Annotated in this window: 15 protein-coding genes; 5 read left to right on the forward strand and 10 right to left on the reverse strand. The window is 71.1% G+C overall.

Translation table 11 applies throughout. The annotated features are described in order from the left end of the window. Positions 1–28: 28 nt before the first annotated feature. The 5 genes from ACIQRW_RS08400 to ACIQRW_RS08420 all read right to left on the reverse strand — a co-directional run bounded on the left by ACIQRW_RS08400 (position 29) and on the right by ACIQRW_RS08420 (position 4,595). Positions 29–733: a hypothetical protein gene (locus tag ACIQRW_RS08400; RefSeq protein WP_403756213.1), complete on the reverse strand. Its 705-nt coding sequence runs from the start codon at positions 731–733 to the stop codon at positions 29–31. A 301-nt stretch (positions 734–1,034) separates the two neighbouring features. Further along, on the reverse strand, positions 1,035–1,754 hold the full coding sequence (locus tag ACIQRW_RS08405) for an ABC transporter permease (RefSeq protein ID WP_403756216.1): 720 nt from the start codon (positions 1,752–1,754) through the stop codon (positions 1,035–1,037). A gap of 30 nt (positions 1,755–1,784) precedes the next feature. Continuing rightward, positions 1,785–2,696 (reverse strand): ABC transporter ATP-binding protein, encoded by a 912-nt coding sequence (locus tag ACIQRW_RS08410; protein WP_403756219.1) that lies wholly within the window; start codon positions 2,694–2,696, stop codon positions 1,785–1,787. Further along, positions 2,693–3,601, reverse strand: a complete 909-nt coding sequence (locus tag ACIQRW_RS08415; RefSeq protein WP_403756222.1) for an ABC transporter permease — start codon at positions 3,599–3,601, stop codon at positions 2,693–2,695. The genes ACIQRW_RS08410 and ACIQRW_RS08415 overlap by 4 nt, the downstream gene beginning before the upstream one ends. Further along, the gene (locus tag ACIQRW_RS08420) at positions 3,591–4,595 is read right to left on the reverse strand and encodes an ABC transporter ATP-binding protein (protein WP_403756428.1); all 1,005 of its coding nucleotides are present in this window, start codon (positions 4,593–4,595) and stop codon (positions 3,591–3,593) included. Before ACIQRW_RS08420 ends, ACIQRW_RS08415 begins: the two co-directional genes overlap by 11 nt. Positions 4,596–5,021: 426 nt before the next feature. Between ACIQRW_RS08420 and ACIQRW_RS08425 the strand changes: the two genes are divergently transcribed. From ACIQRW_RS08425 to ACIQRW_RS08440, 4 genes are all read left to right on the forward strand, one after another. Continuing rightward, on the forward strand, positions 5,022–5,882 hold the full coding sequence (locus ACIQRW_RS08425; RefSeq protein ID WP_403756224.1) for a M24 family metallopeptidase: 861 nt from the start codon (positions 5,022–5,024) through the stop codon (positions 5,880–5,882). Then, positions 5,879–7,651 (forward strand): SDR family oxidoreductase, encoded by a 1,773-nt coding sequence (locus ACIQRW_RS08430; protein WP_403756226.1) that lies wholly within the window; start codon positions 5,879–5,881, stop codon positions 7,649–7,651. The genes ACIQRW_RS08425 and ACIQRW_RS08430 overlap by 4 nt, the downstream gene beginning before the upstream one ends. Beyond that, entirely contained in the window at positions 7,648–8,595 is a 948-nt protein-coding gene (locus ACIQRW_RS08435; RefSeq protein ID WP_403756229.1) for a MerR family transcriptional regulator, read from the forward strand. Before ACIQRW_RS08430 ends, ACIQRW_RS08435 begins: the two co-directional genes overlap by 4 nt. Before the next feature lie 191 nt (positions 8,596–8,786). Further along, the gene (locus ACIQRW_RS08440; protein ID WP_403756232.1) at positions 8,787–9,344 is read left to right on the forward strand and encodes an RNA 2'-phosphotransferase; all 558 of its coding nucleotides are present in this window, start codon (positions 8,787–8,789) and stop codon (positions 9,342–9,344) included. Between the two features lie 319 nt (positions 9,345–9,663). Here the strand turns inward: ACIQRW_RS08440 and ACIQRW_RS08445 are convergent, their stop codons facing one another. Continuing rightward, positions 9,664–10,566 (reverse strand): LLM class flavin-dependent oxidoreductase, encoded by a 903-nt coding sequence (locus ACIQRW_RS08445; RefSeq protein WP_403756235.1) that lies wholly within the window; start codon positions 10,564–10,566, stop codon positions 9,664–9,666. A 148-nt stretch (positions 10,567–10,714) separates the two neighbouring features. Here ACIQRW_RS08445 and ACIQRW_RS08450 point away from each other — a divergent pair, with 148 nt between their 5' ends. Further along, positions 10,715–11,572 carry an HAD family hydrolase gene (locus ACIQRW_RS08450; protein ID WP_403756238.1) on the forward strand — a complete coding sequence of 286 codons (858 nt, stop codon included), beginning with the start codon at positions 10,715–10,717 and terminating at the stop codon, positions 11,570–11,572. A 167-nt stretch (positions 11,573–11,739) separates the two neighbouring features. Here the strand turns inward: ACIQRW_RS08450 and ACIQRW_RS08455 are convergent, their stop codons facing one another. From ACIQRW_RS08455 to ACIQRW_RS08470, 4 genes are all read right to left on the reverse strand, one after another. After that, positions 11,740–13,446: a GAF domain-containing sensor histidine kinase gene (locus ACIQRW_RS08455; RefSeq protein WP_403756240.1), complete on the reverse strand. Its 1,707-nt coding sequence runs from the start codon at positions 13,444–13,446 to the stop codon at positions 11,740–11,742. A 101-nt stretch (positions 13,447–13,547) separates the two neighbouring features. Then, positions 13,548–17,087 carry a thiol reductant ABC exporter subunit CydD gene (gene cydD, locus ACIQRW_RS08460; protein ID WP_403756243.1) on the reverse strand — a complete coding sequence of 1,180 codons (3,540 nt, stop codon included), beginning with the start codon at positions 17,085–17,087 and terminating at the stop codon, positions 13,548–13,550. 78 nt (positions 17,088–17,165) lie between these two features. Next, entirely contained in the window at positions 17,166–18,167 is a 1,002-nt protein-coding gene (cydB, locus tag ACIQRW_RS08465; protein WP_403756245.1) for a cytochrome d ubiquinol oxidase subunit II, read from the reverse strand. 16 nt (positions 18,168–18,183) lie between these two features. Then, a complete protein-coding gene (locus ACIQRW_RS08470) occupies positions 18,184–19,695 on the reverse strand; it encodes a cytochrome ubiquinol oxidase subunit I (RefSeq protein ID WP_403756248.1) in 1,512 nt (503 codons plus the stop codon). Positions 19,696–19,808 lie beyond the last annotated feature (113 nt).

Raw genomic sequence — 19,808 nt, forward strand, 5'->3', positions numbered from 1 at the left:
CGTTTCCCACGGTGCCGGGCCGCCGGTCTCAGCGCTGCCCGCGCTGCCCGCTACGGCGGCGCAGATCCTTCAGCTGTCGGGCGAAGTAGTCCAGCCGCCCGTCCAGGCGGACGACGTCCTGCTGCACGTCCGTCAGCCGCAGACTCATCGCCCCGATCACCTGGTGCGTCACCTCCACCTTTCGGTCCAGACTGTCGAGCCGCTCCGACATCCGCACCAGCACCGGCCCGAGCTCCTGCAGCGCGCTGCCGACTCCGGTGAGGCAGCTCTCGATGCGCGTGACGCGCTGGTCGAGGGAGGCGTACCGGCTGCGGAGCGCCTCCTCGGCGTCGAGGAGGTACGTACGCACGCAGCGGGCGATATCGCTGTCGCGAAGAAGCATGGCGATGTTGAGGACGGTGCGGCGGGTGTAGAGCCGCAGTTGCGTGGCCGCCTGTGGATAACTCTCCACCCCGTCACGGGCCCATAGCGACAACATGTCGCTATGGAAGGACCGCAGGTCAGCGCCGCGCAGCACCCGCATGCCGTTCTCGGTGAACTCCTCCTGATGCCGGTCGGTCACCCTCCTGACCGCCCCTGTGGATACTTCGAAGTAACGAGCCACATCCTCTGTGCGAACGTGAATTCCGTCCGGGAGCATGACCAGGCTCTTCACCTTGTCGAGGACGTCGACGCGCCCCATCTGCTCCCCGCGCAGCGCGCGCGATTCGAGCAGGGCGACTTCCGTGGGCATGGGTGTGCCTTTCGTACGAGGGAATGACGAGGACGGCCCACACCCCGGGCTTCAGGGGTGGAGGACGCTCACGGTTGCCACTCACTCGATGACCGGTCCGGTGGGCTGAGCCTCACCCGGTGCCGGCATTCCCCGATTTCACGATCGCTACGACGCCACGGATTCCAGTTGCCTCCACGCACCCTGCCCAACGACCCGATAAACGTACAGTTACGCGCGCGTCTGTCCGCTTATACGACGACCCCCGCCCATGTCCGAAAGGGCGGGGGTCGTCGGGGCGCGGGGGCTCAGGCCGGAAGACTCACTCCTCGCCCGCCAGCTTCAGCGCGCGCAGCTTCTGGCCCGCGTACCAGGTGGCGGCGACCGTGACCACGACCAGCAGGACCGTGGCGAGCGGCAGGCCGACCTCCGAGGTCACCGCGCCGTCGCCCGCGGCCTTCTGGGCGACCGCCAGCGACCACTGCTGGACGCTGAGCGTCCGCGCGCCGGCCACCAGGCTGCCGAACAGGGCCTCCCAGACCAGCGCGTAGACCAGGCCGAGGACGACCGCGTGCCGGCTGACCGTGCCGAGCAGCAGGAACAGGGCGCTGTACGCGATCGAGGCGACCAGCGCCGCGATCGTGTAGGCGACGGCGATCTGCTGGCCGTTGCCGTTGAGGATCAAGCCCGCGAGGAGCGTCGGCAGGGCGGAGAACACCATGGTCACCGCGATGGCCACGATGAGCTTGGTGAAGATGATCGTGGGCCGCTTCACCGGCTTGGCGAGCAGGTAGACGATCGAGCCGTCGTCGATCTCGGGGCCGATCGCCCCGGTACCCGCGATCACGCCGATCAGCGGCACCATCGTGGCGATGGCGAAGCCGCCGAGGACGTTCGCGGCGATCTGGTCATCGGCTCCGGCGAACATGCGCACGGCGGCGGCGATCACCAGCAGCAGTGCGGGCAGGACGAACAGGATGGCGGCCCGGCGCCGGCCGAGCAGGGCCCGGTAGGTGAGCCGGGCGACTGTGGGGTCGTACATGACGGTGCACAGCTCCTTTCAGGCCACTACTCAGGCCGCTACGAGGTAGGAAAAGACCGATTCGAGGGACTCGTCGGACGGCGAGACGGTCAGCAGCCGGATGGACTGCTCACGGGCCACCCTCGGCAGCAGTTCGGTGAACCGCCCGAAGTCGACGGCCTGGACGCGCAGCGCCTTCTCGGTCACATCGACCTCGATGCCCGCCGTGGACGGGTCGGCGATGAGCGCGGCCGCGAGGGCCCGGTCGTCGCTGGAGCGCACCAGGTAGCGGTGCGGCCTGTCCGTCATCAGCCGGCGGATCTTCCGGAAGTCGCCGGACGCGGCATGACGGCCCGCCACGATCACCTCGATGTGCGAGGCCAACTGCTCGACCTCTTCGAGGATGTGGGAGGAGAACAGGACCGTGCGTCCCTCGGCCCCCATCCGCCGCAGCAGTTCCATCAGCTGCATCCGCTGGCGTGGGTCCATCCCGTTGAACGGCTCGTCCAGGAGCAGCACCGAGGGCTCGTGGACCAGCGCGGACGCCATCTTCACGCGCTGGCGCATGCCCTTGCTGTACGTGGAGATCTTGCGGTCCTGCGCGTACTCCATCTGGACCGTGGCGAGCGCCCTCTGCGCCTCGGCGCCTCCCAGACCCTGCAGTTCGGCGTTGGCGACGACGAACTCCTTGCCGGTGAGGAAGTCGTACATCCCCTCCCGCTCCGGGACGATGCCGATCTCCTTGTAGACGGCCTCGTTGCGCCAGATCGGTCGGCCGTCGAGCGTGACCTTCCCCGTCGAGGGGGCGAGGAATCCGCCCATCATGTTGATGAGGGTGGACTTCCCGGCGCCGTTCGGGCCGAGAAGTCCGGTGACGCCGGGCCCCACGGTCATGGAGACGTCGTTGACGGCGACCACGTTGCCGAACCAGCGCGAGGTGTGGTCGATCTCGATGGTGGTCACAGCCCGACCCTCCGGTAGCGGCGCATCAGAACGGCGTACGAGCCGGCGACGAGCGCGAGAACAACGAACAGGTAGACCACGCCGGTGCCGGCCCCCGGGCCTTCCCCTCCGGGGAAGGCGGAGGTCGCGCCGAGGAACGCGGTCTGGACGCCGTCGATCAGCGTGATCGGCGAGAAGAGGCCGAGCCACTGCACGGCCCCCTCCGACCCGGTCTCCCAGGCGATGGCCTGGACCGTGGAGACGGCGCCGTAGGTGATGGTCAGGAGGGCGATCACCGCGGCGACGCCGAAGCCGCGTCGCGGGGTCAGGGCGGCCATCACGAGGCCGAGGCCGGCGAACAGCACGGACAGCAGCGCCACCGACACCAGCCCCTGGCCGAACCACTTGGTCTGATCGGCGAAGTCGAACTTCGCGAGCAGCGCGCCCACATAGAGGACGAGCAGCGGCGCGCCGGTGAGGATGAAGAGCGCGGCGGCGGTGGCGGCGAACTTCGCCAGCACGTAGTCGGCGCGTTCGATCGGCCGCGAGAAGTACAGGGGGACGCTCTTGAAACGAAGGTCCCTGGATACCGCCTGCGGTGCCTGGGCGGCGATGAACAGGCCGATGACGGCTTGGAGGTAGATCGCGTACGAGGTGTACTCCACCACCAGCTTACTGGCATCCGGGGCGGCCATGGAGACCGCCACCAGGATCGCCGCGACCAGCGTCATCACGCCGAACAGCAGCATGGGCAGCACCTTGGACTTGGCGGAACGGCCCAGTCCGAAGGAGCCCCGCAGCGTCTGCGAGAACAGGGAGCGGCGGGCGTAGGCCCGGCCGAGCCGCGGTCCGTCGTAGGAGCGGTAGCCGATGTTGTGGATCCGGGAGGCGTCGCGCCCGGCCGCGGTCCCGGTCTCAGTGCTCATCGCGACCGCTTCCCTTCTGCTGTACGGCCCCGGCGGTGGCGGCCCCGGCCCGGACGGCGGTGCTGTGCGCCCCGCCCTGTTCGGTACGGAAGACCTCGGCGATGTGGTGGCGGCGCTGTTCCATACGGACCAGGCCGAGTCCGAGCCCGGCGACGCTGTCGCGGACCAGGTCGTACGTGTCCTCGCCGGCCGCCTCGATCAGCAGGATGTGGCCCGCGCCCGGCAGCCCCTCCGTGTCGATCCCGTCATGGCCGATGAGGGTGACCCCGGCGTCGGTGAGGATCTTGCGCAGCGCGCCGGTGCCGTCGGGGTGGGCGTCGCTGTCGGTCACCTCGACCGCGAGGGTCGCGGTGGTCTGCGTGAAGTCGCTGGTGGAGCTGGAGCGCAGGAGCGTGCCGCCGTCGATGACGACGACGTGGTCGCAGGTGCGTTCCAGTTCGCCGAGGAGGTGCGAGGTCACCAGCACGGAGATGCCGAAGTCGGTGTGGATCCGGCGGATCAGGCCGAGCATCTCGTCACGGCCGACCGGGTCCAGGCCGTTGGTCGGCTCGTCGAGGAGGACCAACTGGGGGTCGTGGACGAGGGCCTGGGCCAGCTTGACCCGCTGCTTCATGCCGGTCGAGTAGCCGCCGATGGGGCGGTAGCGCTCCTCGTAGAGGCCGACGTGGCGCAGGGTGTCGGCCGTGCGCTCACGGGCCGCCGTGGGCGGCAGCCCCGACATGCGGGCCATGTGCACGACGAACTCGGTCGCCGAGACGTCGGGCGGCAGGCAGTCGTGCTCGGGCATGTACCCCACCCGCTCCCGGATGGCGGCGCCGCTGGTCGCGACGGAGAGCCCGAGCACTGCGGCCCGGCCTTCGGTGGCGGGGGAGAGACCCAGCAGGATCTTGATCAGTGTGGACTTGCCGGCTCCGTTGGAACCCACCAGACCGGTCACACCCGGTCCGATGTCCAACGTGAGCCGGTCAAGTGCGGTCACCCGGGGGAACCGCATGCTCAGGGCTTCGGTAGCGATAACGGCTGTCACGGAAACGACGTTAGTGGCGCGGGCCACAGGGGTCGTCAGCCCTGATGGCTGGATCCACGTCAGACTCCAGGCGTACGCGCCCGTAGGGGGACCCCGCGAAGGACGAGGCCCGGACTCCGGGGCGGGCGGTGCGACCGGGGTTCACCAGAAGGGCCGGCGGTACGGGTTCCCACGGGTGGGGTGGCCGGGGTTCCCACCGGCGGGGGCGGGGTTCCCACCGGCGGGGGCGGGGTTTTCCACCGGCGGGGGCGGGGTTTTCCACCGGCGGGGCGCCCGGTGTCCGTGCTTGTCCACAGGCCATGCAGCCCCCTTGACGCAGCCGCCGGACATTGTCACATTCATCAGTGTCACGTTACGGACGCGTACCGCACACGGCAGGGAACGGACGGTGGCATGACCGGCATGGCCGCGGCAGTGCAGCACGAAATCACCCCGGAGCTGCGGGGGTTCAGGGAAGTCCAGCGTCTGGCCTATGCCTGCGCGGAGGCGGTCGCCGGTCAGCTGCGGTCGGGGGTGACCGAGCGCGAGGCGGCCCGGATGCAGCGCACATGGCTGCGCGAGCGCGGCGTGCGCGACTGGTTCCACCTCCCGTTCGCCTGGTTCGGGGACCGCACGGCGTTCGCCGGGTTCAAGGTGCCGCTGCAGTTCTTCCCGACCGACCGGAAGCTGGAGCCGGGGATGCCGTTCATCCTCGACATGGCCCCGGTGTACAAGGGCTTCACCGCCGATGTCGGGTATGCGGGGTGCCTCGGCCTCAATCCCCTGCACGACAGGCTGCTGGCCGACCTGGAGGCCCACCGCGAGCTGATCCTGCGGGAGGTGCGCGAGCGCCGTTCGCTGCGCGAGATATACGAGAACGTCGAGCGCCTCATGACCGCGCAGGGATACGCGAACAGGCACCGGGCCTACCCCTTCGGCGTGATCGCCCACAAGATCGACCGCGTCGCCGAACGCCGTTGGTCGCCGCAGGTGTTCGGGTTCGGCACTCAGGCCCTCAAGGGTCTGGTGAGTGACGCCCTGCACGGCCACCGGGACGGCTGGTCGCCGCTGTGGAGCCCCTACCGCTTCTCCGATCACCCGCCGCGGCCGGGCCTGTGGGCGGTCGAACCCCACCTCGGGTTCCGGGGTACGGGCGCGAAGTTCGAGGAGATCCTGGTCGTCACCGACTCCAAGGACCCCGAGCAGAGCGCTTTCTGGCTGGACGACGATCTGCCGCATGTGCGGCGCTGGGCCGAGGAGAAGGTGGCGGCGTGAATCTGTCTCAGGCGCGTGAGCGACGCGTGGTCACGGGAGGCGTCGAGCTGTGCGTCGCCGAGCTGGGCGACGCGGGTCGGCCGACCGTGGTGCTGGTCCACGGCTATCCGGACAGCAAGGAGGTCTGGTCGGACGTCGCCGTCCGGCTGGCCGAGCACTGGCACGTGGTGCTGTACGACGTGCGGGGGCACGGCAGGTCCACCGCCCCGAAGCCGCTGCGCGGCGGCTTCACCCTGGAGAAGCTGACCGATGACTTCCTGGCCGTGATCGACACGGTCAGCCCGGACCGGCCGGTGCACGTGGTCGGTCACGACTGGGGGTCCGTCCAGGCCTGGGAGTTCGTCACGGTCGGCAGGACCGAGGGCCGGATCGCCTCCTTCACCTCGATGTCCGGTCCGTCCCTGGACCACTTCGGGCACTGGATCAAGCGCCGGATGACCCGCCCCACCCCGCGCCGGGTCGGCCAGCTGCTCGGCCAGGGCGCGAAGTCCTGGTACGTGTACATGCTCCACACCCCGGTCCTGCCGGAGCTCGCCTGGCGCGGCCCGCTCGGGAAGCGGTGGCCCCGGATCCTGGAGCGCATGGAGAAGGTGCCCGCGGGCGATTACCCCACCGCCTCCTTGCCGGACGACGCGGCGCACGGCGCCTGGCTCTACCGTGACAACGTCCGCGCCCGGCTCAGCAGGCCCCGCGCGGACGCCTATGCCCATGCCCCCGTCCAGCTGATCACGCCGACCGGCGACTCGTTCCTCTCCGAGCGGCTCTACGACGGGCTGGAGGACTGGGTCCCCACGCTGGTGCGCCGCTCGCTTCCGGCCAAGCACTGGGTGCCCCGCACCCGGCCGGACCAGCTGGCCTCCTGGGTCGACGAGTTCGTCACCGCGAACGAGTCCGCCGGACGGGAGGGCGCGCCCGCGCACCGGACGGCCGCGCAGGGCCCCTACGCTCAGCGGTTCGGCGGTCAGCTGATCCTGGTGACGGGCGCGGCCTCCGGGATCGGGCGGGCCACCGCGTTCGCGTTCGCCGAGGCGGGCGCCCGGGTCGTGGCCGTGGACCGGGACGCGGAGGGGGCCGCCCGGACCGCGGAGATGGCGCGGCTGATCGGGGCGCCCGCGGCCTGGGGCGAGGCGGTCGACGTCAGCGACGAGGCCGCGATGGAGAAGCTCGCCGCCCGGGTCGCCGCCGAGTACGGCATCCTCGACGTCCTGGTCAACAACGCCGGGATCGGGCTGTCCGGCTCCTTCCTGGAGACCACGACCGAGGAGTGGAAGAAGGTCCTCGACGTCAATCTGTGGGGGGTCATCCACGGCTGCCGGATCTTCGGCAAACAGATGGCGGACCGGGGCCAAGGCGGCCACATCGTCAACACGGCGTCGGCCGCGGCCTTCCAGCCCTCGCGGGTGCTGCCCGCGTACAGCACGTCGAAGGCGGCCGTGCTGATGCTCAGCGAATGTCTGCGGGCCGAGCTGGCGGAGAAGTCGATCGGGGTGAGCGCGATATGTCCCGGCATCGTCAACACCAACATCACCGCCACCACGCGTTTCGCGGGGGCCGACGCGGCGGAGGAGGAGCGACTACGGAAGCGGACGAGCCGTCTGTACGGGCGGCGCAACTACCCGCCGGAAAAGGTCGCCGACGCGATCCTGCGGGCGGTCGTGCGCAACCAGGCGGTGGTGCCGGTGACCCCCGAGGCGCGTGGCGCGCGGCTGCTGTCCCGGCTGAGCCCCGGGGCCCTGCGCTCCGTCGCCCGGCTGAAGCCTCCGCTGTGACCGGGGCCGGGGCCCGGGCCGCCGAGTACCGGATCGAGGACCTGGCCCACGCCAGCGGGGCCACGGTGCGCACGATCCGCGCCTACCAGGACCGGGGGCTGCTCCCGACGCCCGAGCGGCGCGGACGGGCCAATGTGTACCGGGAGACCCATCTGGCCCGGCTGCGGCAGATCGCGGACCTGCTCGACCGGGGTTACACCCTCGCCAGTATCAAGGAGTTGCTGGAGGCGTGGGACGCGGGACGGGGGCTCGGCGGGGTGCTCGGTCTGGTCGCCGAGGTGCACGGCCCGTGGACGGACGAGGAGGCCGACCGGATCAGCCGCCGGGAGCTGGACGCGAGGTTCGGCGGCCGACAGGACGACGAGGCCATCGCCGAGGCGGTGGAGCTCGGCGTGCTGGAGCGGGTGCCCGGCCGGGACGACGAATTCCTCGTACCCAGCCCGCAAGAGCTGGCGGTGGCCGTCGAGTTGTACGGGGCCGGGGTCCCGCTGTCCGCGATCTCCGGCCATCTGAGGGAACTTCGCGGTCAGGTGGAGCACATCGCCTCCCGTTTCCTCGAGTTCACCACCGAGCACGTCTTCGCCCGCTATCTCGGCCATCGACCGCCCACCGACTCCGACGCGGCCGAGGCGGCGTCTCTCGTACGCCGTCTGCGGCCGCTCGCACAGCAGACGGTGGACGCGGAACTGGCTCGTGCCATGCGGACGTTCGCGACACGTCATCTGCACCACCACCTCGGCGCGGAGGAAACGTCGATCTCCGAGGACGCGACGCGCCCCGTGCTGCTTCCGGCCCGGACAACACGGGCCGTGCAGCAGCTGGTTGGCGCGGAGCGCGTGGCTGCCTTCGTGGCGGCGGCCACCGAACGGGAGGTGCAGGCACGCACCCTGGACAGCCTGACCGCAACTCGGCCCAAAGAGGACACAGTTAACGAAAAGCCCTAAAACGAACGGGTGTTGTCCACAGAATTGCCAAATAGCCTGTGGATAACTTGAGTTGGCTGTGGATCAAACCTGTCGGAGGAGAAAGGCCGAAGAACCGCGGAAGAACGAAGAACCGACGAGTTGACGAGCCGACCAACCGACGAGCCGAAATGCGGATGCACGGACAAGCCCGCCACGGGCACTCTGACGCCATGGACGAACGTCGCACCGTCAAGGTGTCCAAGTACCTCTCGAAGCATCTGCGGCATCAGCCGGAACGCATCGGCCTCACCCTCGACGAGAACGGCTGGGTGGCGGTCGAGGAGCTGCTGCACGCCGCGGCCCGGCACGGATTCGCCATCTCCCGCGCCGAGCTCGACCACGTCGTCGCCGCCAACGACAAGCGGCGCTTCACCGTCGAGGGCGGCGTCGAGGGCGGCCGCATCCGCGCGAATCAGGGCCACACCGTCGACGTCGACCTGGACCTGCCGCCGGCCGAACCGCCCGCGTACCTCTACCACGGCACGGTCGCCCGGGTGATGGACGCGATCCGGACCGAGGGCCTGCGCCCCATGGCCCGCCACCACGTCCACCTGTCCCCCGACCGGGAAACGGCCACCCGGGTCGGCGCCCGTCGCGGCCGCCCCCTGGTCCTCACCGTGGACGCGGGCGCGATGCACCGCGCCGGCCATGTCTTCCGGGTCAGCGCCAACGGGGTCTGGCTCGCCGACGCCGTACCTCCGCGGTTCCTGCGTCTGCGCGGCTGCTGAGAGCCTTCCGAAGCGCGGTGTTGCCCGTGGTGCCCTGCAAGGCGATCATCGCCCCGCCCGCGGACGTCCCGCCGCGCCCGGTGCCGCGCCGCGACCGCGCCCGGGCGTACTCCTCCTCCGACGAAGCCTGTGCGTGCATACGGCCCCTCCCCTGCCGACCACCATGAGCAGGGGCACGGCTCAACGCCGGAAAGCGCTGCCGGGTCAGAGCCGGGGCAACGCCGCTTCCCTCAAGGGTCCGGGACCGTCACGACCGGTCCGATCCCCGTATCCCCGTATCCCCGTACGAGGCAGACCCCCACGCTCGTCGTCCCCGCCCCTACGCCAACTGCGCGGGCGCCTCGGTCGCGATGCGCTCGAAGACCTTCGGGTCGACGTCGAAGACCGAGTCCGGGATCGGGGCGTGGATGACGATCTCGGTGAAGCCCAGCTCCGCGTGGCGCCCCGCGAAGTCGACGAACGCGTCCACGGACTCCAACGGGCCGTTGCGGTCCGGTGTGAAGGCGGTGAGCAGGATCCGGTCCAGCTCGGACGCGTCCCGGCCGATCTCCGCGCAGGCCGCAGTGAGCCTCTCGTTCTGCCCCCGCAGCGCGGCCCGTGACTCCTCCGGGGTGCCGTTCTCGTACAGCTTGGGGTCGCCCGTGGTGACCCAGGCCTGCCCGTGGCGGGCGGCGAGCTTCAGGCCGCGCGGTCCGGTCGCGGCGACCGCGAAAGGCAGCCGGGGCCGCTGGACACAGCCGGGGATGTTGCGGGCCTCCTCCGCCGCGTAGTACTTCCCGTGCTCGGTCACCGCGTCCTCGGTGAGCAGCCGGTCCAGGAGCGGGACGAACTCGGCGAAGCGGTCGGCGCGTGCGCGCGGGGCCCAGGCGTCCTGGCCCAGCGCGGTGGCGTCGAAGCCACTGCCGCCGGCGCCGATACCGAGGGTGACCCGCCCGCCCGAGATGTCGTCCAGGGAGATCAGCTCCTTGGCCAGCGTGACGGGGTGACGAAAGTTCGGCGAGGTCACGAGAGTGCCCAGCCGCAGGCGTTCGGTGGCCGTCGCCGCGGCGGTGAGCGTGGGCAGCGCCCCGAACCACGGGCCGTCCCGGAAGGTCCGCCAGGACAGGTGGTCGTAGGTGTAGGCGGTATGGAAGCCCAGCTCCTCCGCGCGCTGCCAGCGGTCGCGACCGCCCTCGTGCCAGCGATGGACGGGAAGGATCACGGTGCTCAGGCGGGGACTCATGCCCCTGAGCCTACGACCGTACGCACGTGTGCCGACGGCCTGATGGCCTTGGCATATGCCAGAGGACTTTTCCGCAGATCAGCGTCCTGCCCCCTCAGATGTGCGCCCCTCCGCACGCACGTGCACCGTTGTGGGCGAGAATGGCCCGGTGACCTCAGTGACCGATACGCCTCTTCCCGCCGTGACCCGGCTGATCGCCACCGACCTCGACGGCACTCTGCTGCGCGACGACAAGACGCTGTCCGCGCGCACGGTAGCGGCCCTCGCGGCGGCCGAGGAGGCCGGGATCGAGGTCTTCTTCGTCACCGGCAGGCCGGCCCGCTGGATGGACGTCGTGCGGGACCACGTCCAGAGCCACGGTACGGCGATCTGCGCCAACGGCGCGGTGGTCACCGACCTGCGGACGGACGGCGACCTGCTCTCCGTACGGCCGCTGGCGCGCACAGCCGCCCTGCACGTCGTGCGCACCCTGCGCGAGGCGGCCCCCGGCACCTCCTTCGCCGTCGAGATGACCACCGGCATCAACTACGAACCGGCCTACCCGCCCTTCCACCTGGACCCGGGCGCGACCGTGGCCGTCGCCGAGAAGCTGCTGCACGAGGACGCCCCGGGCACCGGCGCGCCGGTGATCAAGCTGCTGGCCCACCACACCGAGCTGTCCCCCGACGCCTTCCTCACCCTGGCCCGTACGGCGGTCGGCGACCGGGCCGCCTTCACCCGCTCCAGCCCCTCCGCGCTCCTGGAGGTCAGCGGGCTCGGTGTCTCCAAGGCCACCACGCTCGCCGCCTGTTGTGCCGAGCGCGGCATCTCGCCCGCCGAGGTGGTCGCCTTCGGCGACATGCCCAACGACATCGAGATGCTCCGCTGGGCCGGCGCCTCCTTCGCGATGGGTAACGCCCACCCGGACGCTGTGGCCGCCGCCTCGGGCCGGACCGCGACCAACGAGGACGACGGGGTGGCGGTCGTCATCGAGCGGATCCTCGCCACCCGCGCAGAGACCCGCTGAAACCTTTCGGCACACCGGCCCACCTGCGCACCTGCGCACCTGCGCACCTGCGTACCTGCGTACCTGCGCCCCAGCACACCGCCTCGCAGGCCCGGCAGGGACCGCGAGGCCCGCCCCGCCCGCCCCGCCCGCCCGGCAGGGCCCGCAGGGGCACCGCCGGGCCGCCCTCACAACGGCGCCTCCCACACCACCGTCGTACCGCCGCCGTCCTCCCCGATCCCCGGTTCGATCCGGCTCGACCCGCCCAGGGACTCGGCCCGGCGGGCCAGGTTGCGCAGCCCGCTGCGACGGCCGCCCTCCGGGATGCCCACCCCGTCGTCGGCGACCGAGAGGCGTACCGCTGCCCGCCCGCCCGGCAGGGTCACCGTCGCGTCGACGACCACATCGATCAGCGACGCCCCCGCGTGCCGGAACGCGTTGGAGAGGGCCTCGCGCAGCGCCGCGACCAGGTTCTTACCGGTCAGCTCGCCGACGAGCGAGTCCACCGCGCCCAGAAAGCGGTGCGAGGGCTTGAAGCCCAGCGGGACGGCCGCCATGTTGATCTCCCGCAGCACGCGGGTGCGCAGCCCCGACGGGGCTTCGGCCGGTTCCTGCTGGAGCGCGAAGATGGCCGTGCGAATCTCCTGGATCGTCACGTCCAGTTCGTCCACAGCCCGGCCGACACCGGTCCGCACCTCGGGCACCACCGACCGGCGCTGGGCGCTCTCCAGCATCATCCCGGTGGCGAACAGCCGCTGGATCACCAGGTCGTGGAGGTCGCGGGCGATCCGGTCACGGTCCTCGTACACCGCGAGCCGCTCCCGGTCCCGCTGCGCCTCGGCCATCATCAGCGCGAGCGCCGCCTGGGAGGCGAACTGGGTGGCGAGCGTCCGCTCGGTCTCCGTGAACGGACGCGCGCCCCGCGCCCGGGGGGTGGCCAGCGCACCGAGCACCCGCCCGCCGCTGTGGAGCGGCAGCATCATGCTGGGGCCGAACCGGTCGGCCAGTCTGGTGACCATCCGGCTGTCGGTGGCCGAGTCGTCGATGAACACCGCCTCGCCCGCCAGGAGTCTCGCCACCACCGCGCTCCGGGGCGGGATGATCACGCCGAGCAAGGACGCGGGGTCGTCGGACGAGACGGCGACGATCTCCAGGCCGCCCTCCTCGGCGGGCAGCAGGACGATCCCGGCGGCGGAGTCGGCGAGCCGGCGGGCCTGTTCGGCGACCACGGACAGCGCCTCGTCGGCGTCCCCGCCCGACAGGAGGGCCGTGGTGACCGCGACCGAACCGTCGATCCAGTGCTCCCGCTGCCGCGCCGCCTCGTACAGCCGGGCGTTGCCGATGGCGATCCCGGCCTCCGTGGCGAGCACCCGGACCATGTGGAGGTCGTAGTCGGTGAAGTCCGCTCCGTGTCGCTTCTCGGTGAGGTAGAGGTTGCCGAAGATCTCCCCCTGGACCCGGATGGGCACCCCCAGGAAGGTCCGCATCGAGGGGTGCCCCGGCGGGAAGCCCGCGGACCGCGGATCGGTGGACAGATCGGCCAGCCGGACCGGGGCGGGGTCGTGGATCAGCGCGCCGAGCAGACCCCGGTGGCCGTCGGGGCGTCGCCCGATCGCCTCGGCCACCTCCTGCGGAACCCCGTACGTGACGAAGTCCGACAGCCCCTCACCCCGCTCGTCGACGACGCCGATGGCGGCGTACCGGGCGTGGGCGAGCTCGGCCGCCGTCTCGCAGATCCGGTCCAGGGTGGAGTGCAGTTCCAGCCCCGCGCCGACGGAACGCATTGCTTCCAGGAGCTGCGGTACCCGCGCGGTCAGCTCGGTGGACAGACCCTGGAGGCTGCGGGTGGCCCGGGTGGCGGCGTCGAGGGAGTCCTGCGGGTCGGGCTCTGCCATGGCCCGAGCCTAGTTAGTACGGATAGGCGGCGAAAGTCGAGAATGGGCGGGATGACCGGAGGGGCGTTCGCGTCCGAAGCCGGTCCTCGTCGCCCACCGCCTCACACCCCCGCCCCGACCGTCTCCCGTTCGCGCTCCAGCATGCGGCGCAGCGGCCCGTCCTCGGCGGCGAGTTCGGCGTACGGTCCGCGCTGCACGACCCGGCCCGCGTCCAGCACCAACACCTCGTCGACCGTGTCGAGGCCGGTCAGCCGGTGGGTGATCAGCACGGTCGCGCAGCCCCGGGTCGCGTCCAGCAGGTCGGCGGTGAGGGCGTCGGCGGTCGGCAGGTCGAGGTGTTCGGCCGGCTCGTCCAGGACGAGTACGGGGAAGCCCGCGAGCAGCGCGCGGGCCAGCGCGAGGCGCTGGCGCTGGCCGCCGGAGAGCCGCGCGCCGTGCTCGCCCACCGGGGTGTCGAGCTTCTCCGGCAGGGCCAGCACCCAGTCCAGGAGCCGGGCCCGGGAGAGCGCGTCGCGCAGTTCGGCGTCGGTCGCCCCGGGGCGGGCCAGCCGCAGGTTCTCGCGGATCGTGCTGTCGAAGACGTGCGCGTCCTGGGCGCACAGCCCGACCGAGCGCCGGACCGTCTCCGATTCCAGCGCGGACGCCTCGACGCCGCCCAGCCGGTACGTCCCCGACGAGGCGTCCAGGAAGCGCAGCAGGACCTGGGCGAGCGTCGTCTTGCCCGAGCCGGAGGGGCCCACGACCGCGATGCGCCGACCGGGCGTCAGCGTCAGGTCGAGCGAGGCCAGCGCGTCGTGCCGGGCCCCCGGGTAGCGGGCGCTCAGCCCCCGCACCTCCAGCGGGAAGGGCGACGCGGGCTCCTGGGCGGGGGCCTCGGGCTCGCGTACGGGCACGGGGGCGTCCAGCACCTCGAACACCCGCTCAGCGCTCCGCGCGACGCGCTGGCGGTACTGCACGGCGAGCGGCAGCCCGGTGACGGCCTCGAAGGCGGCGAGCGGGGTCAGCACTACCACGGCGAGCGCGACACCGGACAGCCGGCCGTCCCGCACGGCGGGGACGGCGACGGCCGCGGCGGCCACCACGGTGAGCCCGCAGACCAGGGCGGAGAGCCCGCCGCCCAGTGCTGTCGCGGCGGCGGCGCGCGAGGCGATCCGGGTCAGCAGCGTGTCGGCCGCGCGCAGCCGCGTCTGCCGGGCGGGCAGCGCGCCCGCGACGGTCAGTTCGGCAGTGGCGCCCAGGAGGTCGGTGACCCGGGTGGCCAGGGCGGCACGGGCGGGTGCGAGCTGACGCTCCGTACGGCGGGCGCAGGCACCGCTGACGAGCGGGACGCCGACTCCGGCGACCAGCAGCCCCACGGCAAGGATCACGCCCGCCTCCGGAAGCAGCCAGCCGGTGAAGCCGGCGGCCGCGGTCCCCACCACGACTGCGGTGCCGACCGGCAGCAGCCAGCGCAGCCAGTAGTCCTGGAGCGCGTCCACATCGGCGACGAGCCGGGACAGCAGGTCCCCGCGCCTTGTGGTGCGCAGGCCCCCGGGGGCGATGCGTTCGAGACCCCGGTAGACCGAGACCCGCAGGTCGGCGAGGAGCTTCAGTACGGCGTCGTGCGAGACGAGCCGTTCGGCGTAGCGGAAGACCGCCCGGCCGATGCCGAAAGCGCGGGTCGCGGTGACCGCCATCATCAAGTACATGACCGGCGGCTCTTCGGAAGCGCGGGAGATCAGCCAGCCGGAGACCGCCATGAGCCCCACGGCCGACCCGACCGCCAGGCTGCCGAGCAGCAGGGCCAGGGTCAGCCGCCCCCGCTGCGCGCCGGCCGCCTCGCGGACCCGGGCGAGCACCCGTCCGGAGCGGGCACCGGCCTTCCGCGGTCCGCCGTCGGCCGCGCGCAGTTCCTCCACCCGGTGGGCGTCCAGGAGTTCGCCCCCGGCGAGCGGCTGCGGGACGGCCGGTCCGGCGGCGACGGCACGCGTACCGCGGCCCGCGTCCTCGGTCCGCTCCCGCACGTCGGTACGCGGCTCCAGGGTCACCACGCGGTCGGCGACCGCCAGCAGGGCCGGGCGGTGGACGACCAGCAGCACGGTCCGCCCGGCGGCCAGCCTCCGTACGGCGTCGACGATCCCGGCCTCGCTCTCGCCGTCCAGGCTCGCGGTCGGCTCGTCCAGCAGCAGGAGCGGCCGGTCGGCGAGGAACGCCCGGGCGAGGGCGAGGCGCTGGCGCTGGCCCGCGGAGAGTCCGGCGCCGTCCTCGCCCAGGGCCGTCCGCATCCCGTCGGGCAGCGCCGCGACGAAGTCGTACGCGCCCGCGTCCCGCAGCGCCGCGAGGACCGCCTCGTCGTCGGCGTCGGGCCGGGCCAGGCGCACGTTCTCGGCGACCGTGTCCGCGAAGAGGTGGGGGCGCTGGGGGACCCAGGCGATACGGCTCCGCCAGCGGTCGAGGTCCAGGTCCCCGAGGTCCCGGCCACCGACCCGGACGTGCCCCTCGTCGGGTACGGCGAACCCGAGGAGCACGTTCAGCAGGGTGGACTTGCCGACCCCGCTCGGGCCGACCAGGGCCACGGTCTCCCCCGGCTCCACGGTGAGCGACGCGGCGTCCAGCGAGGGTTCGGTGCGGCCCTCGTGGCGCACGGTCACGTCCGCCAGTTCCAGGCGCAGCGCGTCCGGCACGTCCTCGGTGCCCGAGGCCCGGGGTTCGGTCTCCAGGACCGTGAAGATCTCCTCGGCGGCCGACAGGCCCTCGGCCGCCGCGTGGTACTGCGCACCGACCTGGCGGATCGGCAGATACGCCTCCGGGGCCAGGATCAGGACCACCAGACCTGTGTAGAGGTCGAGTTCGCCGTGGACGAGCCGCATGCCGATCGTGACGGCGACCAGGGCGACCGACAGGGTCGCCAGCAGCTCCAGGGCGAACGAGGACAGGAAGGCGATCCGCAGGGTGCGCAGAGTGGCCCGGCGGTAGTCGGAGGTGATCGTGCGGATCGATTCGGCCTGGGCCTTGGCCCGTCCGAAGACCTTCAGGGTCGGCAGCCCGGCGACGACGTCCAGGAAGTGTCCGGAGAGCCGGGACAGCAGCTGCCACTGGCGGTCCATCCGGGACTGGGTGGCCCAGCCGATCAGGATCATGAAGAGCGGGATGAGCGGCAGCGTGACGACGATGATCGCCGCCGACACCCAGTCCTCGGTGACGATCCGGGCGAGCACCGCCACGGGCACCACGACCGCGAGTCCGAGCTGTGGGAGATAGCGGGCGAAGTAGTCGTCGAGCGCGTCGATGCCCCGGGTCGCCAGCGCGACGAGCGAACCGGTGCGCTGCCCGCTCAGCCAGTCGGGGCCCAGCCGCGCGGCCCGTTCCAGGAGCCGACCACGCAGTTCGGACTTGACGGCCGCGCTGGCGCGATGGGCCGCCAGTTCGGTGAGCCAGGCGACGAGGGCCCGACCGAGGGCGACCGCTGCGAGGAGAAGGAGGGGGGTGCGCAGCGCGGTGACCGTGAGTCCGCCCTCGAAACCGCCCACCACGATCTCGGCGATGAGCATCGCCTGAGCGATCACCAGCAGGGCGCCGACCAGGCCGAGAGCCACCACGGCCGCCAGGAAGAGGCGGGTGGCGCGTGCGTAGTGGAGCAGACGCGGATCGATCGGTTTCACGTGAAACATCCCCCCGGCGGGGTCGGTGAACTCTGCGGGACGGGGAGCTGCCGCGGGCCTCGCGGCAGCTCACCTGAGTCAGTGCGCGTCGGCGATGTGCTGGGTGCCGATGCGCTTGCGGAAGACCCAGTAGGTCCAGCCTTGGTAGAGCAGCACGACGGGCGTGGCGATACCCGCGCACCAGGTCATGATCTTGAGCGTGTACGGGCTGGACGAGGCGTTGGTGACCGTGAGGTTCCAGGCGTCGTTCAGAGACGACGGCATGACGTTCGGGAAGAGCGTCAGGAAGAGCATCGCGACCGCCGCGGCGATCGTCACGCCCGAGAACGCGAACGACCAGCCCTCGCGGCCCTTGGCGATGGCCCCGACCGCGGCCAGGAGCGCCACCACCGCGACGATCATGGCCCCCAGGCTCCAGGCGTCCCCGTTGTCCGCCTGCGTCCAGAGCAGGAAGCCCAGCGCGAGCACCGCGGTGACCGGCCCCAGCTTCAGCGCCAGTGCGCGGGCCCGGACCCGGATGTCGCCCGCAGTCTTGAGGCCGGCGAACACCGTCCCGTGGAAGGTGAAGAGCGTGAGGGTGACGAGACCGCCGAGGATCGCGTACGGGTTGAGGAGGTCCCAGAAGTTGCCGACGTACTCCATGTCGGCGTCGATCTTCACGCCCCGCACGATGTTCCCGAACGCCACGCCCCACAGCACCGCGGGAATCAGGGAGGTCCAGAAGATCGCGGTCTCCCAGTTCGTCTGCCACCGCTCCTCGGGCCGCTTGGCGCGGTACTCGAAGGCGACGCCGCGCACGATCAGGCAGAACAGGATGATCAGCAGCGGCAGGTAGAAGCCGGAGAACAGGGTGGCGTACCACTCGGGGAAGGCGGCGAAGGTCGCGCCGCCGGCGCTCAGCAGCCAGACCTCGTTGCCGTCCCAGACGGGCCCGATCGTGTTGATCAGGACGCGGCGTTCCTTGCGGTCGCGGGCCAGCAGTTTGGTGAGGACCCCGATGCCGAAGTCGAATCCCTCCAGGAAGAAGTAGCCGGTCCAGAGGACGGCTATGAGCACGAACCAGACGTCGTGGAGTTCCATCTCTCAGCTCCTGTGCTCAGTACGAGAAGGCCATCGGGCGGTCGGCGTCTTCTTCGTCGTGGCCGCCGATCCTGGTGGGCGGGTTGAGGTCGTCCTCGGTGAGTTCCGGGGGGCCGGCCTTGATGTACTTCACGAGCAGCTTCACCTCGATCACGGCGAGCACCGCGTACAGCAGGGTGAAGACGACCATCGAGGTGATGACCTCGCCCTGCGAGACACCGGGGGAGACCCCCGCACGGGTCTGGAGCACCCCGTAGACGACCCACGGCTGGCGGCCCATCTCGGTGAAGATCCAGCCCCAGGAGTTGGCGATCAGCGGGAAGAGCAGCGTCCAGAGCGCGACGACCCAGTAGAGCTTGGTGAGCCTCGGGCTCAGCGCCTTGTTCTTGAAGAGGACCAGATGTGGCACCTCGTCCTCACCGGTCCGCAGCGCCGGTGGCAGCAGGAACCTCCTCCGGGTCAGCCAGAGCCCCAGGAGGCCGAGGCCGAAGGAGGCCATACCGAAGCCGATCATCCATCGGAAGCTCCAGAACGCGACCGGGATGTTGGGGCGGTAGTCGCCGGGCCCGTACTTCTCCTCAAGGCTCTTGTTGATGTCGTTGATGCCGGGGACGTGCGAGTTCGGGTCGTTGTTCGCGAGGAAGGAGAGCACCCCGGGGATCGAGATCTCGACCGAGTTGTGGCCCTTGCTGACATCCCCGTACGCGAAGATCGAGAACGGCGCTCCGTCCTGTCCGTCCCAGAGGGCCTCGGCGGCGGCCATCTTCATCGGCTGCTGCCGGAACATGACCTTGGCGAGGCTGTCGCCGCTGACGGCGGTGAGCATTCCGGCGACCACGACGGTGATCAGGCCCAGGCGCAGCGAGGTCCGCATCACCGGGATGTGCTTCTTGCGCGCCAGGTGGAACGCGGCTATGCCGACCATGAAGGCACCGCCGACCAGGAACGCCGCCGTGATGGTGTGGAAGAACTGGGTGACCGCGGTGTCCTGGGTGAGCACCCGCCAGAAGTCGGTCAGCTCGGCGCGGCCACGCTCCTCGTTGATCCGGTAGCCGACCGGGTGCTGCATCCAGGAGTTGGCCGCCAGGATGAAGTAGGCGGAGAGGACCGTGCCGATCGAGACCATCCAGATGCAGGCCAGGTGGATCTTCTTCGGCAGCTTGTCCCAGCCGAAGATCCACAGCCCGATGAAGGTGGACTCGAAGAAGAAGGCGATCAGCGCCTCGAAGGCGAGCGGAGCGCCGAAGACGTCACCGACGAAACGCGAGTAGTCGGACCAGTTCATGCCGAACTGGAACTCCTGGACGATGCCCGTGACGACGCCCATGGCGATGTTGATCAGGAACAGCTTGCCCCAGAACTTGGTCGCCCTGAGGTACTTCTCGTTCTCCGTCCGCACCCAGGCGGTCTGCAGGCCGGCGGTGAGCGCGGCGAGCGAGATCGTCAGGGGGACGAAGAGGAAGTGGTAGACGGTGGTGATGCCGAACTGCCATCGCGCCAGGGTTTCCGGCGCCAGAGCGAGGTCCACGTCGTCAGTCTCCTTACATCGCCGTGGTCATACCGGCACTACGCCCCTTTGATCCCACCGATTACGGGAGAAAGCAGGCGAGCTTGTGAACGCGTTCACATTCACAAGCAATT

It is taken from the genome of Streptomyces sp. NPDC091287 (genome assembly GCF_044768525.1).
Lineage (GTDB): Bacteria > Actinomycetota > Actinomycetes > Streptomycetales > Streptomycetaceae > Streptomyces.

Excerpts from the sequence above, each read along its gene's own strand:
- ACIQRW_RS08440 (WP_403756232.1), top strand. The coding sequence starts at position 8,787 with ATGGACGAACGTCGCACCGTCAAGGTGTCCAAGTACCTCTCGAAGCAT.
- ACIQRW_RS08405 (WP_403756216.1), bottom strand. The coding sequence starts at position 1,754 with ATGTACGACCCCACAGTCGCCCGGCTCACCTACCGGGCCCTGCTCGGC.
- ACIQRW_RS08400 (WP_403756213.1), bottom strand. The coding sequence starts at position 733 with ATGCCCACGGAAGTCGCCCTGCTCGAATCGCGCGCGCTGCGCGGGGAG.
- ACIQRW_RS08445 (WP_403756235.1), bottom strand. The coding sequence starts at position 10,566 with ATGAGTCCCCGCCTGAGCACCGTGATCCTTCCCGTCCATCGCTGGCAC.
- ACIQRW_RS08415 (WP_403756222.1), bottom strand. The coding sequence starts at position 3,601 with ATGAGCACTGAGACCGGGACCGCGGCCGGGCGCGACGCCTCCCGGATC.
- ACIQRW_RS08425 (WP_403756224.1), top strand. The coding sequence starts at position 5,022 with ATGACCGGCATGGCCGCGGCAGTGCAGCACGAAATCACCCCGGAGCTG.
- cydB (WP_403756245.1), bottom strand. The coding sequence starts at position 18,167 with ATGGAACTCCACGACGTCTGGTTCGTGCTCATAGCCGTCCTCTGGACC.
- ACIQRW_RS08420 (WP_403756428.1), bottom strand. The coding sequence starts at position 4,595 with ATGCGGTTCCCCCGGGTGACCGCACTTGACCGGCTCACGTTGGACATC.
- ACIQRW_RS08455 (WP_403756240.1), bottom strand. The coding sequence starts at position 13,446 with ATGGCAGAGCCCGACCCGCAGGACTCCCTCGACGCCGCCACCCGGGCC.